Annotated in this window: 11 protein-coding genes; 5 read left to right on the top strand and 6 right to left on the bottom strand. The window is 76.2% G+C overall.

Annotation, left to right across the window (positions count from 1 at the left end; genetic code table 11):
- Positions 1–43: 43 nt before the first annotated feature.
- The 4 genes from QRT04_RS05990 to QRT04_RS05975 form a co-directional block, all read right to left on the bottom strand.
- A complete protein-coding gene (locus tag QRT04_RS05990; RefSeq protein ID WP_289454252.1) occupies positions 44–1,453 on the bottom strand; it encodes a cellulase family glycosylhydrolase in 1,410 nt (469 codons plus the stop codon).
- 204 nt (positions 1,454–1,657) lie between these two features.
- The gene (acs, locus tag QRT04_RS05985; protein ID WP_289454251.1) at positions 1,658–3,661 is read right to left on the bottom strand and encodes an acetate--CoA ligase; all 2,004 of its coding nucleotides are present in this window, start codon (positions 3,659–3,661) and stop codon (positions 1,658–1,660) included.
- Between the two features lie 177 nt (positions 3,662–3,838).
- Entirely contained in the window at positions 3,839–4,969 is a 1,131-nt protein-coding gene (locus QRT04_RS05980) for a hypothetical protein (protein ID WP_289454250.1), read from the bottom strand.
- 230 nt (positions 4,970–5,199) lie between these two features.
- The gene (locus QRT04_RS05975; protein ID WP_289454249.1) at positions 5,200–6,159 is read right to left on the bottom strand and encodes a formate/nitrite transporter family protein; all 960 of its coding nucleotides are present in this window, start codon (positions 6,157–6,159) and stop codon (positions 5,200–5,202) included.
- Positions 6,160–6,248: 89 nt separating this feature from the next.
- Here QRT04_RS05975 and QRT04_RS05970 point away from each other — a divergent pair, with 89 nt between their 5' ends.
- Positions 6,249–7,367, top strand: a complete 1,119-nt coding sequence (locus QRT04_RS05970) for an NADH:flavin oxidoreductase/NADH oxidase (protein WP_289454247.1) — start codon at positions 6,249–6,251, stop codon at positions 7,365–7,367.
- 22 nt (positions 7,368–7,389) lie between these two features.
- Here the strand turns inward: QRT04_RS05970 and QRT04_RS05965 are convergent, their stop codons facing one another.
- Positions 7,390–8,331, bottom strand: a complete 942-nt coding sequence (locus QRT04_RS05965; protein WP_289454245.1) for a Fic family protein — start codon at positions 8,329–8,331, stop codon at positions 7,390–7,392.
- Positions 8,332–8,802: 471 nt separating this feature from the next.
- The gene (locus QRT04_RS05960) at positions 8,803–9,648 is read right to left on the bottom strand and encodes an HAD family hydrolase (protein WP_289454243.1); all 846 of its coding nucleotides are present in this window, start codon (positions 9,646–9,648) and stop codon (positions 8,803–8,805) included.
- A gap of 388 nt (positions 9,649–10,036) precedes the next feature.
- Between QRT04_RS05960 and QRT04_RS05955 the strand changes: the two genes are divergently transcribed.
- Genes QRT04_RS05955 through QRT04_RS05940 form a run of 4 tightly spaced genes read left to right on the top strand, consistent with a single transcriptional unit; the run spans position 10,037 to position 13,123 of the window.
- Positions 10,037–10,651 carry a pilus assembly protein FlpE gene (locus QRT04_RS05955; RefSeq protein ID WP_289454241.1) on the top strand — a complete coding sequence of 205 codons (615 nt, stop codon included), beginning with the start codon at positions 10,037–10,039 and terminating at the stop codon, positions 10,649–10,651.
- Positions 10,648–11,826: a TadA family conjugal transfer-associated ATPase gene (locus QRT04_RS05950; RefSeq protein WP_289454239.1), complete on the top strand. Its 1,179-nt coding sequence runs from the start codon at positions 10,648–10,650 to the stop codon at positions 11,824–11,826. Before QRT04_RS05955 ends, QRT04_RS05950 begins: the two co-directional genes overlap by 4 nt.
- On the top strand, positions 11,826–12,596 hold the full coding sequence (locus QRT04_RS05945; protein WP_289454238.1) for a type II secretion protein F: 771 nt from the start codon (positions 11,826–11,828) through the stop codon (positions 12,594–12,596). Before QRT04_RS05950 ends, QRT04_RS05945 begins: the two co-directional genes overlap by 1 nt.
- On the top strand, positions 12,593–13,123 hold the full coding sequence (locus tag QRT04_RS05940; protein ID WP_289454236.1) for a type II secretion system F family protein: 531 nt from the start codon (positions 12,593–12,595) through the stop codon (positions 13,121–13,123). Before QRT04_RS05945 ends, QRT04_RS05940 begins: the two co-directional genes overlap by 4 nt.
- Positions 13,124–13,321 lie beyond the last annotated feature (198 nt).

Below are 13,321 nucleotides of genomic sequence, written 5' to 3'. Positions count from 1 at the left end.
GGGGAGTCGCCGAACCGGGCCGACGTGCCGCGCCGCTGCCGCGTCAGCTCGCGGAGCAGGCCACGGCGGTCGTGCCGGTGGGCGCGGTGCCCGTGCCGATGAACCCGTAGTCGGTGCTCGCGCTCGCGCCGAGCGAGCCGTTCCACGCGGCGTTCGACACGGTGACGTCCCGCCCCGACGACGAGAACGTGCCCGACCACCCGTTCTGCACGGTCGTGCCGGACGGGAGCGCGAACGTCGTCCTCCAACCGCTCACCGGCTTGCTGCCGGCCGTGACCGTGACGGTCGCCTGGAAGCCGCCGGGCCAGCTGCCCGCGACCGTGAAGGTGCTGGTGCACGCGCCCGTCGAGGGCGGCGTCGTGAGGGTGGGCGTGGGTGTGGGCGTGACGGGCGGGGTGGTCGGCGGCGGGGTCGTCGGAGGCGGTGTCGTGGGCGGCGGGGTCGAGCCGCCGTAGATCGTCGCCGTCCTGGCCGTCGCGACGATCCCGTTCGCGCCCGAGAAGATGCGCGTGCCCCAGGCGGTCAACCTCGCGGGGTCGAAGCTCGTCGTCATGTCGAGGATCGGGTCGGTGTTGCCGGACCAGGACCACCCGAGGTAGCCGATCCCGCGCTTGACGGCCTCCGCCATGGCGGTGTCCGTGTCGACGTTCGACGAGGTCGCGCGCCAGCCGAGCTCGCCGATCATCAGCGGCAGCCCCGCCGCCTTGAACGCGTCGAGGTAGCCGGTGATGGTCGACGCCGACGAGTACACGTCGTACATGTGGATCGAGAACAGCACGTTGGCGTCGGGGTCGGCGGCCTCGACGCTCGCGGCCTGGTCGCGCATGAGGTTCTTCCAGTCCTGGCCCCACGCGGGCCCGTCCACCACGAGGTTGTGGTGGAACCCGGCCGCACGCAGCTTCTTGATCGCGGCGATGGTCGACGACGCCCAGCTCGCGTTCGCCGTGTCGTTGTTGCCGAACGGCTCGTTGCCGATGTTGATCTGGACGTAGTCCTCCTGGCCCTTGAGCACCGAGGCGAGCGAGATCCAGTAGTCCGCGGCCGTGTCGAGGCTCGAGGCGGCGCTCTCCTCGCCGTAGCCCGTCGTGTCGTGGTCCTCCAGCACGCAGATCAGGTGGTTGGCCTTGCAGAGGCTCACGACGTTCGCCACGTCGGCTGCGTCGTTCTTCGTCCAGCGGTGGCCGTCGGACAGCACCACGCGCAGCGCGTTGGCGCCCGCGGCGCGGATCGCGGGGATGGCGGTCGGCGTCTGGGACGTGTACCAGGTGTGGGCATGGCTGACGCCGCGCTCGACGAACGGCGTGCCGTTGCGCTCGAGCAGCTGCGTCCCCGAGACGTGCAGGCCGACCGGCGCGGCCGCCGCCTGCGCGGCGGTCGACAGCGCGGCGCCCGCCGCCGCCAGAGCGCCCGCGGCGACCGCCGCCGCGGGGATGAGGAGCTTGCGGGATCTCATGGGACGCCCTCGTTCCTGAGTTGAATAAAGAAAGTTCGAGCCCGATGGATGCACCCACCCCCCGCGCCGCCGGCCGGGCGAGGGGCGGGTGCGACCCCGAGCCAAACAGGAGGGTGGCGGGGCCAGCAGGCGGCGAAACGGTTCGCCCCGACGACGAAGGCCGGGCCCGACGTCGACGTCGGGCCCGGCCTTCGAAGGTGGAGCTCAGTCCTCCGCGGAAGCGGCCGGCGCCGCCAGCCCCTGGGCGATCAGGTCCATGACCGATGAGTCCGCGAGCGTCGTCGCGTCCCCCACCTGGCGGTGCTCGGCCACATCGCGCAGCAGGCGGCGCATGATCTTGCCGGACCGCGTCTTGGGCAGCTCCGGAACCACGAGGATCTGGCGCGGCTTGGCGATCGGGCCGATCTCCTTCGCCACGTGGTTGCGCAGCTCGGTCTGCACCTCGTCGGCCGACTTGTCGCCGCCGGCGGCGTCGCCGCGCAGGATGACGAACGCGACGACCGCCTGGCCCGTCGTGTCGTCGGACGCGCCCACGACGGCCGCCTCGGCGACCCACGGGTGCGAGACGAGGGCCGACTCGATCTCGGTGGTCGACAGGCGGTGGCCCGACACGTTCATCACGTCGTCCACGCGCCCGAGCAGCCAGATGTCGCCGTCCGCGTCCTTCTTGGCGCCGTCGCCCGCGAAGTAGAGGCCCTTGAAGCGCGACCAGTACGTGTCGACGTACCGGTCCGGGTCGCCCCAGATGCCGCGCAGCATCGACGGCCACGGCTCGGTCAGGACCAGGTAGCCGCCCGAGCCGTTCGGGACGGGGTGCGCGTCGTCGTCGACCACGTCGGCGGCGATGCCGGGCAGCGGCACCTGCGCCGAGCCCGGCTTCGTCTCGGTGACGCCGGGCAGCGGGCTGATCATGATCGCGCCGGTCTCGGTCTGCCACCACGTGTCGACGATGGGCGCCTTGTCGCCACCGATGACGCGGCGGTACCACATCCACGCCTCGGGGTTGATGGGCTCGCCGACGCTGCCCAGGACGCGCAGCGACGAGAGGTCGAACTGCGCCGGGATCTCCTCGCCCCACTTCATGCAGGTGCGGATCGCGGTCGGCGCGGTGTACAGGATCGAGACCTTGTACTTCTGGACGATCTCCCACCAGCGGCCACGGTGCGGCGTGTCCGGCGTGCCCTCGTAGATCACCTGGGTCGCGCCGTTCACCAGCGGGCCGTACACGACGTACGAGTGGCCCGTCACCCAGCCGATGTCCGCCGTGCACCAGTACACGTCGGTCTCCGGCTTGAGGTCGAAGACGTTGAGGTGGGTGTACGCCGCCTGCGTCAGGTAGCCGCCCGTGGTGTGGAAGATGCCCTTCGGCTTCCCGGTCGTGCCCGACGTGTACAGGATGAACAGCGGGTGCTCGGCCTCGAGCGCGACCGGCTCGTGCTGGTCGGACGCGCCGTCGACGGCGTCGGACCACCACACGTCGCGGCCCTCGGTCCACGCGACGTCCTGGCCCGTGCGCTTGACGACGAGCACGTGCTCGACGGTCGTCTCGCTCTTGCCGAGCGCCTCGTCGACCGCCGGCTTCAGCGCGCTCGGCGCCCCGCGGCGGAAGCCGCCGTCGGCCGTGACGACGAGCTTCGCCTCGGCGTCGAGGATCCGCGCGTGCAGCGCCTCGGCGGAGAAACCGCCGAAGACGACGGAGTGCGGCGCGCCGATCCGGGCGCACGCGAGCATCGCGACGACGGCCTCGGGGATCATCGGCAGGTAGATGGCGACCCGGTCGCCCGTGCCCACGCCGAGCGCGACGAGCGCGTTCGCGGCCTTGGCCACCTCGCGCTGCAGGTCCGCGTACGTGAGGGTGCGGGTGTCGCCGCCCTCGCCCTCGAAGTGCAGCGCGACGCGGTCGCCGCGGCCCGCCTCGACATGGCGGTCGACCGCGTTGTACGCCGCGTTGAGCGTGCCGTCGGCGAACCAGCGCGCGAACGGTGCGTTCGACCAGTCGAGCACCTGCGTGAACGGCGTGCTCCACGTGAGCAGCTCGCGGGCCTGGTCGGCCCAGAAGTCGGGGCGGTCGGCCGCGGCCCACGCGTACAGGTCGCCGTGCGCGTTCGCCTGCTCGGCGAACTCGAGCGTCGGGGGGAAGCGGCGGTCCTCCGAGAGGAGGTTCTCGAGCCCGCCGGCGGCGGTCTCGGCGGGAACAGCGTCGGTCACGAACGACCTCCTGTGCAGCGACGTCGATGCAGGCCGGGCTGGAGGACCGGCGTCGGAACTCTAGCCGCCGGCGGAGGTTCGAGGGTGACGGCGACCGCGTCGACCGCCCCGACCGTCCCGCGGACGGCGTCGGGGCCCGGTGCCGAGCGGCGACCGGGCCCCGACAGGCGTGCGGCGTCAGGCGCGGTTGCGCTCGCGGAACTCGCCGAGGTGGATGCCGTGCCGACGGGCGCCCGCGATCACGAGGCCGCCGACGAGCAGCATGAAGCCGGCGACGAGCAGCGTGCCCGACGTCCCGACCACCGTCACCTGCGTGACCTGCGTGTGCCAGCCCTCGCTCGTCAGGACGCGGAGCGTCTCGCGGCGCGCGATCCCCGGCGCGTAGAGGTAGAAGCCGCCGAGCGCGCTCAGCACGATGCCCGCCGTGATCGGCACCGCCGCGGTCCACGCGCCGAGCAGCAGCACGCAGGCCAGGAGCAGCAGCCCGACGCTGACCAGCACGATGCCGAGCACGTCGAGGCTCGCGTCCCAGTGGTCGGCCTGGACGACCAGGATGCGCGACTGCCCGAGCAGAACGCCCGCGACGGCGACCGGGCCGAGGATCAGGCCGACGATGACGCCGAGGATGTGCGAGCCCGCACTCGGCGAGCGCGGTGCGTTCGGCGCGGGGAACAGGCTCGGGTCCTCCACCGGCGGCTCCGGTGTGATCGGTGCCGCCGCGGTGTCGAACGGGCGGCCCGGCTCGGGCGGCGGTGGTGCGACCGGGGGGCCGCCGTGCGTCGGCGGCAGCGGCGCGGTGGCGGGGCCGCCGACCGGGTCCGGGCTCGCGTCCGGCGCGGAGGCGGCGAATCGCTGGTGGGCGCCGAACGCTCCGGCCGCGGCGCCGGCCGCCGGCTCGGGGGGCACCGGCGTGGGGCGCGCGGTGGCGTGCCGGCCGGGGTCCGCCGCGACCCGGGGGGCCGCGGCGCGCGCCTGGGCCGCGGGGGTGGGGCTGCCGAACGGGCGGGTGCTCGGTGCGTCCGCGGACGCCGTCCGGGCAGCGTCGGTCGTGGCGCCCTCGACGGCGGCCGGGTCCGCCGCCGGGCTGTCCGCCGCGGCGGCGGTCTGCGGGGACGTCGTTCCCGCGGGGGTCGGGTCAGCGGGCGTGGTGTCCGCGGGTGTCGCGTCCGGGGCCGCGTCGGCGGAGATCGTCTCCGTGGGGGGCGCCTCGGTGGGCGTCGTCTCGGTGGGGCTGGTCTCGGTGGGGGCGGCGTCGTCGGGCGTCGCGCCCGGCGTGCGTCGGTCGCCGCTCGGGTCGGAGGTGCTCATCGCGTCTCCTCGGTGCTCGGGGGTTGCCCGCCACCGTATTGCCGGGCGTCCGGCACCGCCGGGCGGCGCGCGCGTGGCAGGCCCGGTCGGGTGACCACGGCCGCCCGGGCCCGTCTGCCCGAGTCAGTGCGCCGCGGGCGCGCGTGGTTGCGGTACGGACCGCGTGGTGGGGGTGCGTCGGCGGGCTGTCAGTGCGCGAGCGCGCCGGGGGCGGCTCGTCGACGGCGCGGTCAGTGCGCGGTGGTCGCGGGTGCCGCGGAGGTCGTCGCCCACGACGACGGGGTCTGCGGCGCGAGGTCCGCCGGCGCCAGGGCCGGGACGTCCGGGGTGCGCGAGGCCGTGGCACGGCGCGCGGCGGCCTGCAACGCCGCGATCTGCGCGTCGTCGGCCTGGGTGCCAGGGGCGGGCGCGTCGTCGTTCGTCACGCGCCCGCGGTAGGCGTACGCGGCGCCGACCAGCAGGCCGCCGCCGACGATGTTGCCGAGCCCGACGGCCGCCACGTTGCGCGCGAACTCGCCGATGGTCGCGCCGGGGAGGCCGTCCATCAGCCCCAGCGAGAACGTCGTCATGTTCGCGATCGAGTGCTCGAACCCCGACGCGATGAACACGAGCACGCACGAGAACACGAGGATGATCCGCGCCGACTCGCTCCGCAGCCGCGCGCCGCACCAGATCGCGAGGCAGACCAGCAGGTTGCACAGGATGCCGCGCACGAACAGCTGGCCCGTCGTCGCGTGCGCCTTGTGCTCGATCATCGCGGCGAGCTGGGTGCCGGCCGGGGTGCCCGGCGCCACGACGCCCGACGCGTGCACGAGCGCCGCGAAGACGACCGCGCCGAGCAGGTTGCCCGCCATGCACGCGAGCAGCGTCACCGCGGCACGCGCCCAGCCGATCGCGCCGCGGATCGCGCCCTGCGTCAGGATCATCATCGCGGAGGTCGCGAGCTCCGCCCCGGCGACGACGACGATCGTCAGCGCGATGCCGAACACGAGACCCTGTGCCAGCGGCGTGAACGGGGAGCCCGCGGCGGCGAGCGGGCCGCCGACCTCGACCATGACGAGCACGCCGATGCCGATGAAGGCGCCGGCCAGCATGGTCCGGACCAGGAAGAGCGCGGGGTTGCGCAGCAGGTCGACCTTGTGCGCGGCCGCGTCGGCGTGCGTGTCGACGGCCTCGGGGATGCTCAGCACGAGGAACAGGGTCCCGGGTCGGCGCGGGCCCAGAGTGGGACGAAAGGCCGAACCGGAACAGCCGGCGGCACCGCCCGGTTGGGCCGGAGGTGACGTCGCTCTTCGATCCCCTGACCCTCCGTGGCACGACTTTCGCGAACCGCGCCTGGCTCGCGCCGATGTGCCAGTACTCCGCCGTCGACGGCGTGCCCACCGACTGGCACCTGGTGCACCTCGGGGCGCGCGCCTCCGGCGGTTTCGGGCTGCTGCTCGCCGAGGCCACGGCCGTCGTGCCGGAGGGCCGGATCTCGCCGCAGGACACCGGGCTGTGGAACGACGAGCAGGTCGCGGCGTGGCGCCGGATCACGGACTTCGTCCACGCGCGTGGCACGCACGTCGGCGTGCAGCTCGCTCACGCCGGGCGCAAGGCGTCGACCTACCGGCCCTTCTCGGCGGGCCATGGCACCGTGCCGGTCGGCGCGGGCGGGTGGAGCACCGTAGCCCCGTCCGCGCTGGCGTTCCCGGGGTACGCCGAGCCGGTCGCGCTCACGACGGACGAGGTCGAGGCGCTGCCCGCCGCGTTCGCCGCGGCCGCGCGCCGGGCGGTGGAGGCCGGGTTCGACGTCGTCGAGCTGCACGCCGCGCACGGCTACCTGCTGCACCAGTTCCTCTCGCCGCTCTCCAACCAGCGCGACGACCGCTACGGGGGGTCGCCCGAGAACCGCGCGCGGCTGCTGCTCGAGGTCACCGCGGCGGTGCGCGAGGCGTGGCCTGCCGACCGCCCGCTGTTCGTGCGCGTCTCCGCGACCGACTGGCTCGAGGGCGGGCTCGACGCCGAGGCCGTCGGGGCCGTGGCGAAGCAGCTCGGCGCGCTCGGCGTCGACCTGGTCGACGTGTCGAGCGGCGGCCTGCTGCCCGCGCACGTGCCGACCGGGCCGTCGTACCAGGTGCCGCTCGCGCGGACGGTGCGCGCTGCGTCCGGGCTGCCTGTCGCGGCGGTCGGGCTCGTCACCGACCCGCAGCAGGCGCAGGGCGTGCTCGACGACGGGTCCGCCGACGCGGTGCTCGTCGGACGCGTGGCGCTGCGCGACCCGTTCTGGCCGCTGCGCGCGGCGCACGAGCTGGGGGTCGCCCTCGGCGCGCTGGACGTCCTGGAGCCGGGATCGGACGTGGCGCCGGCCGCCGTGACCGGGTGGCAGCCGCAGTACGAGCGCGGCTCGTGGGGCTGACGCAGGGTCTCGCCGTCGGCCTCTAGTCCGCGGGGAGGCGACCGGCCAGCACGGCGTCCGCGATCACGCGGGCGCGGGCCGCGCCGGTGACGAGGGCGTCGGCGCAGCCCGCAACCCAGCCGGCGACGCCCTCGGGCTCGCCGGTCGCGAAGCGCGCGGCGGCCGCGACGTAGACGTGCGGGTTCGGCGACCACGCCGCCTCGGGGACGACGCTGCCGGTCGGGTCGAGGCCCCGGGACGTGACGAGCAGGCGGGCAGCGGCCCGCGCGACGATGCCGTTGCCGGCCCGGAACGGCCGGAGCGCGAGGAGCTCGCCGTGCACGACCGCCGCGACGACGAGGGCCGGTGCGTCCGTCCGCGCGACGACATCAGCGAGCAGCGCGAGCCGCGCGCCGACCTCGTCGGGCGTCGGCGCCGGCCCGAGGCCGCGGAGGTCGAGCGGCCCGTCGGCGGTGCGCGGACGGCCGAGCTCCGCGGGCGGGAGCCAGTCGGCGCCGACGGCGGCGTGCAGGCGGGCCAGGAGCTGGCCGAACGGCGGGAGCTGCGGCGCGGACCGCGCGCCGAGCTCGGGGGCGAGCGAGTCGACGAGGGCGGCCGCCCGGACGGCTCCGTGCGCGACGAGCTCGTCTGCGGGGGCGGTGGTCTGTTCGGTGCGGTGACCGGCGTCGTCGCGCTGCTCGTGGCGCCCACCCGGGTGGGCGTCGGTCCGCGCGTCGGGCGCGTTCGGCGGCGTGGTCGCGAGCGCGCGGACCCGCGCGGACGTGAGGCGCGCACCGTCGACGGCGGCGCTGTGCCGTGCGGTCTGCAGCCCGGCCTCGGCGCGCACCTCGCGGGCACGCCGGCGGAAGGCCTCGTGCCACCGGAGCTCCTCGCACGCGGAGCGCGCGCGCTCGACGGCGTCGCGGACTCCGGGCAGCTCGGTGACCGGAGCGAGCGGGTCTGGCTGCGGCGACCCCGCCGTCATGCCGCGCTGCCAGCGCGTGCGGGGTCGACGGCTGACCGGGGCGTGCTGCCGACACGAGTGCTGCCGCCCCGCGCGACGCTGCCGCTCCGCGCAACACTGCCGCCCCGCGCGACGCTGCCGCCCCGCGCGACGCTGCCGACACGAGCGTCGCCGCCCGGGCGGACTCCGCCCACACGAACGACGGCGCCCCGGGGGACGCCGTCGCCGAACGCCGACCTGCGAGGGTGATCAGGCGTGCAACGTCTCGGTACGCTCCGGGACAAGCCCGGTCGACCCGCCCATAGGTGGGCTCTCCTGCGCGTGGGTGCCCTCGCGGTCATGCTGTTGTGCTCCCTTTCGTACCCCGCCGCCGCGGAGTCGGCCAAGGGCGGCCAGTGACGCTCCAGGTGGGCGCAGCGGGCCGTTCGCATCGCGGGACGACCGTCCGTCATCTGAGCGAGGTCGGTGTGCGGGGCAACGGTCCGGCAGGGCTCACCGGGGGCCGGTCCGACGGCGATGCCGCACGTACCAGGCGAGGACGATCGCCGCGGCGCCGGCGACGACCAGGCCCACCGTCACGGCTCTCGCGGGGACAGGCGCGAAGCCGAAGAGCGACACGGGCCGCTCGAACCGGAGCGCTCCCCATCCGCGCTCGGCGGCGAGCTGACGCAGGGTCCGGTCGGCGTTGACGGCGAACGCGTGCCCGACCGCCATCAGCATCGGCGCGTCCGTGATCGAGTCCGAGTAGGCGTAGCTCGCGTGGAGGTCGTACCCGCGCTCGGCCGCGAGCTCCCGGATCGCGCGCGCCTTGTTCTCGCCGTACGCGTAGAACTCGATCTCGCCCGTGTACCGACCGGCCTCGACCGTCATGCGCGTCGCGATCACGTGGTCGGCGCCGAGCACCGCGGCGATCGGCTCGACGATCTCGCTCGCTGACGCCGACACCACCACGACGTCGCGCCCCGCCGCGTGATGCTCCTCGATCAGCGCGACGGCCTCGGCGTACACGGTCGGGTCGATGGACTCGTGCAGGGTCTGGGCCACCACCTGGCTGACCACGCCCACGTCCCAGCCGGCGACCATGCGCGACAGCTGGACGCGCAGGCGCTCGGTGCGATCCGCGTCGGCGGAGCCGGCGAGATAGAGCGCCTGGGCATAGGCGGTGCGGAGCATCGCCCGTCGCGTGAGCAGGCCCTCGGCGAGGAACGGCCGCGAGAAGGCCGCCGCCGACGAGGTGGCGATGATCGTCTTGTCCAGGTCGAAGAACGCGGCCGTGCGCGCGCCCTGCGCAGGCGTGGCAGCGGCGTCGGCGGCACCCGACGACGTGGACGAGGACATGGCCGCGACCCTAGCGCGGCGGTCCGACAGCGACGGCTCGGGCAGGCGGAGGGCGGGCGCGGGTGGCCGGCGGTCCGGCGACCGCCGCCGAGCCGCCCACAGCCCCGCGAGCGTCCGGGGCATCCACGGTTCTCGGCCTGCGGCGGCGCCGACCGGCGACCGCGGGTCACGGTCGTCTCGGGTGTCGCAGCGGGCGGCGCCTGCCGCCGGGCGTCCGGCGCGGATGCGGGGGACCGTGAGCCTGCTCGACCTGGAGACCACGAGGCCGCGCGGTTCGGCGGCGTGGAACGCGCGAGGCGTCGGAGCCGGGTCGCCACCTGCAGAGCGAGCGCCGCTCGTCGGGGTGGCCGGGGCTCGCGGGGGAGCCGGCGCGTCGACGTTGGCGGCGGTGCTCGCCGCCCGGCTCGCCCGGGACGACGCGACGGTCCTGGTGGACCTCGACCACGGCGCGGGGGGCATCGACCTGCTGCTCGGGCTCGAGGACGTGCCCGGCGTGCGCTGGCCCGATCTCGCGGGAGCGCGGGGGGACGTGCCCGGTGACGACCTGGTCGCGGCGCTGCCCCGGTGGGGGCGCTGCGCCGTGCTCGCCGCCGGGCGCTCCGCGCGAGAGCAGGATCCCGACGTCGTCACGGACGTCCTGCGCGCGCTCGGTGCGGTGGCGGGGTCCGTCGTGGCCGATCTCGGGCGCGGCGCCGCCGCGCGGGTCGATCCGGATGTCGTCGTGCTCGTCGTACCGCGGGACGTCCGCGGGGTCGCGTGCGGTATCGCGGCCCGCGACGAGTGGGAGGCGCGAGGCCGGGAGGTGGTGGTCGTGGCACGTGGTCCGGCGCCGGGTGGGATGAGTGCCGGCGAGCTGGCGCAGGCGATGGGCGTGCGCGTCTCGGCCTCGCTGCCGGAGGTCCGGGGAACCGCGGCCGACGTCGAACGGGTCGGTCTGGTGGTCCGACGGCCGCTCGCACGCGTCGCCGATCGGCTGCTGCGCCACGTGGGCGTGACGGCGTGACCGGCGAGGAGGCCGCGGCCGCCGTCGTCGAGCTGGTGCGGCACCGCGTCGCCGGCAGACCCGCGCCTCCGGACGAGGCCCTCGCCGTCACGGTGGCCGAGACCGCGCGCGAGGCCGGTCTGGTGCTCGGCGCGCAAGGCCTGGCGCTGCTCGTCGGCCGGGTGCGCGACGACGTGTGGGGGGCGGGGCCGCTGCAGCCGTTCCTGGACGACCCCGACGTGACCGACGTGCTGGTCAACGGCCCGGACGACGTCTGGGTGGACCGGGCGGGCCGGCTGACGCACGCGCCGGTGCGGCTCGGCACGGGCGCCGACGTGCGCGCGCTCGCCGTGCGGCTGGCGGCCTCCGCCGGCCAGCGGCTCGACGATGCCGCGCCGGTCGTCGACGCTCGGCTCGCGGACGGCACCCGACTGCACGCCGTGCTCCCGCCGCTGGCCGGCGTGTGCACGCTGCTCAGCCTGCGGACGGTGCGTCGTCGAGCCTTCGCCCTCGCGGCGCTCACCGCGTCGGGCACGCTCGCGCCCGGGCTCGAGGTCCTGCTCACGGCGCTCGTGCGAGCGCGCGCCACGATCCTCGTGTCCGGCTCCACGGGTGCGGGGAAGACCACGCTGCTCGCCGCGCTCGTGGGCGTGGTGCCGCGGGACGAGCGGGTCGTCGTGATCGAGGAGTCCGAGGAGCTCCGGCCCGAGCACCCGCACGTGGTGCGATTGCTCGCGCGCAGCGCGAACGTCGAGGGCGCCGGCCGGGTGGACCTCACCGATCTGGTGCGGCAGGCGCTGCGGATGCGGCCCGACCGGATCGTGCTCGGCGAGTGCCGCGGTCCTGAGGTACGTGACGTGCTCGGGGCGCTCAACACGGGCCACGACGGCGGCTTCGCGACGTTGCACGCCAACACCGCCGCGGACGTGCCGGCACGCCTCGAGGCCCTCGGTGCGCTGGCTGGCCTGACGCAGGACGCGCTCGCCGCCCAGGCCGCGAGCGCGTTGGACGTGGTGCTGCACGTACGGCGCGAGGGCGGACGCCGGTACGTCGCCGAGGCGGGCGTCGTGCGGCGGGCTGCGGGCGGTCGCCTCGAGGTGGCGACGGCGCTCGTGTGCGACGCGCGCGGCACGACAGTGCGCCACGACGCCTACGACGCGCTGGTGCGGCTCGCCGAGCGGCCCGCGGGGTCGTGATGCCGGCTCCGAGCTCCGGCGCCGCCTGGATCGTCGGGCTCAGCTCGGGAATGGCCGCGCTCGCCGCGACGAGTCCGCGCGCCCGGCTGCCGCCCGGCGGCGCCGGCGATGGCGACGCTCCGGCGCCTGTCGTGTCGCGCGACCTCGCGGGCGCCTTGCACGCGGCGGCCGCGCAGCTGCGGGCGGGCGCGGACCCGCCCGCGGCGTGGGAGCAGGTGCTCGGCGCGCGTCCTGACGGACGTGCGGCGCTCGAGCGACTGCTGCTCGAGCGGTGCGGCGGCGCTCGACGCGCTCGACGGTGGCGTGTAGCTGCGTCCACCGCCCGCGCGGCCGGCGGGCCGACGGCAGGCGTCGGCCGCGCGCACACCGCCGCGGTGGTCCGCACCCCTACCGCCGCGGTGGTCCGCGCTGACACTGCGACGGCGGCCCGCGTGCGCGCCGCCGTCGCGGCGGTCGAGGTGGCTGCAGAGCTCGGCGCGCCGTTGGCGCCGGTGCTCGAGCGCATCGCGGGTTCCGTCGCGCTCGACGAAGAAGCGGCCGCTGACCTGCACGCCGCGCTCGCGGGGCCGCAGGCGACCGCCCGGCTGCTGGCGTGGCTCCCGGCGCTCGGCCTCGTGCTCGGCGTCGCGCTGGGCGTCGATCCCGTCCGCGTGCTGCTCGGCGGTGGCCTCGGCACGTGGGCTGGCGCGGCGGGCCTGGCGCTGACCGTCGCGGGACGACGCTGGACGCGTCGGCTGGTGCGGGCCGCGGCGGCGGGGGCGGGGCGGTGAGGCTGCTGCTGGTCGCGGCGGCCGTCGGGGCCGTGGTCCCCTGGACCGGGCGGCGCGGCCGCGGGGGGCGACGCCGCGATCCGGTCACCGAGCCGGTCGCCGAGACCGACGTCGTCCTCGTCCTCGACCTGCTCGACGTCGCCGTCGCGTCCGGCGTCGCGTTGCCGCGAGCGCTCACGGTGGTGGGCGCCGCGATCGGCGGGCGTCACGGGCGGGCTCTGGCTGCCGCGGGCGGCGCGCTGCTCGTCGGCGCGTCGTGGCGTACGGCCTGGGCCGGGGCGCCCGCCGAGCTGGCAGCCGTCGCCGAGACGCTCGCGCCCAGCTGGACGGCGGGCGCCGCGCCAGGACCCGCGCTGCGGGCGTGCGCCGAGCAACGTCGCCGCGGTCGACGCGCGCAGCTGCGGAGCGCGGCGGGGGCGCTCGGCGTCCGGCTCGTGCTCCCGCTGGGGCTGTGCTTCCTGCCGGCGTTCCTGCTGGTCGGGCTCGTGCCGATGATGGTCGGACTTGCCCGCGGGTTGTTCGGATGACCCGAGCACGCGCCGCGCGTTGCGGCGACGAGCTCTGCGCGCCACGCGCCGCGCGCCGCGCGCCCCGCGCCGCGCGCCACGGGTCGCCGCGAGCCGCCCACAGCCCGGTCGCGCAGGTGGCCGTCCACGGATCGGTGCACGTGCGACCTCGCGACGCTGCGCGGTCACGAGCCTGGGAGCGGCGCCCGACCGTCGGGC

This window comes from Cellulomonas alba (genome assembly GCF_030362835.1).
Classification (GTDB): Bacteria; Actinomycetota; Actinomycetes; order Actinomycetales; family Cellulomonadaceae; genus Cellulomonas; species Cellulomonas alba.
This window is presented reverse-complemented; position numbering and strand designations above follow the sequence as displayed.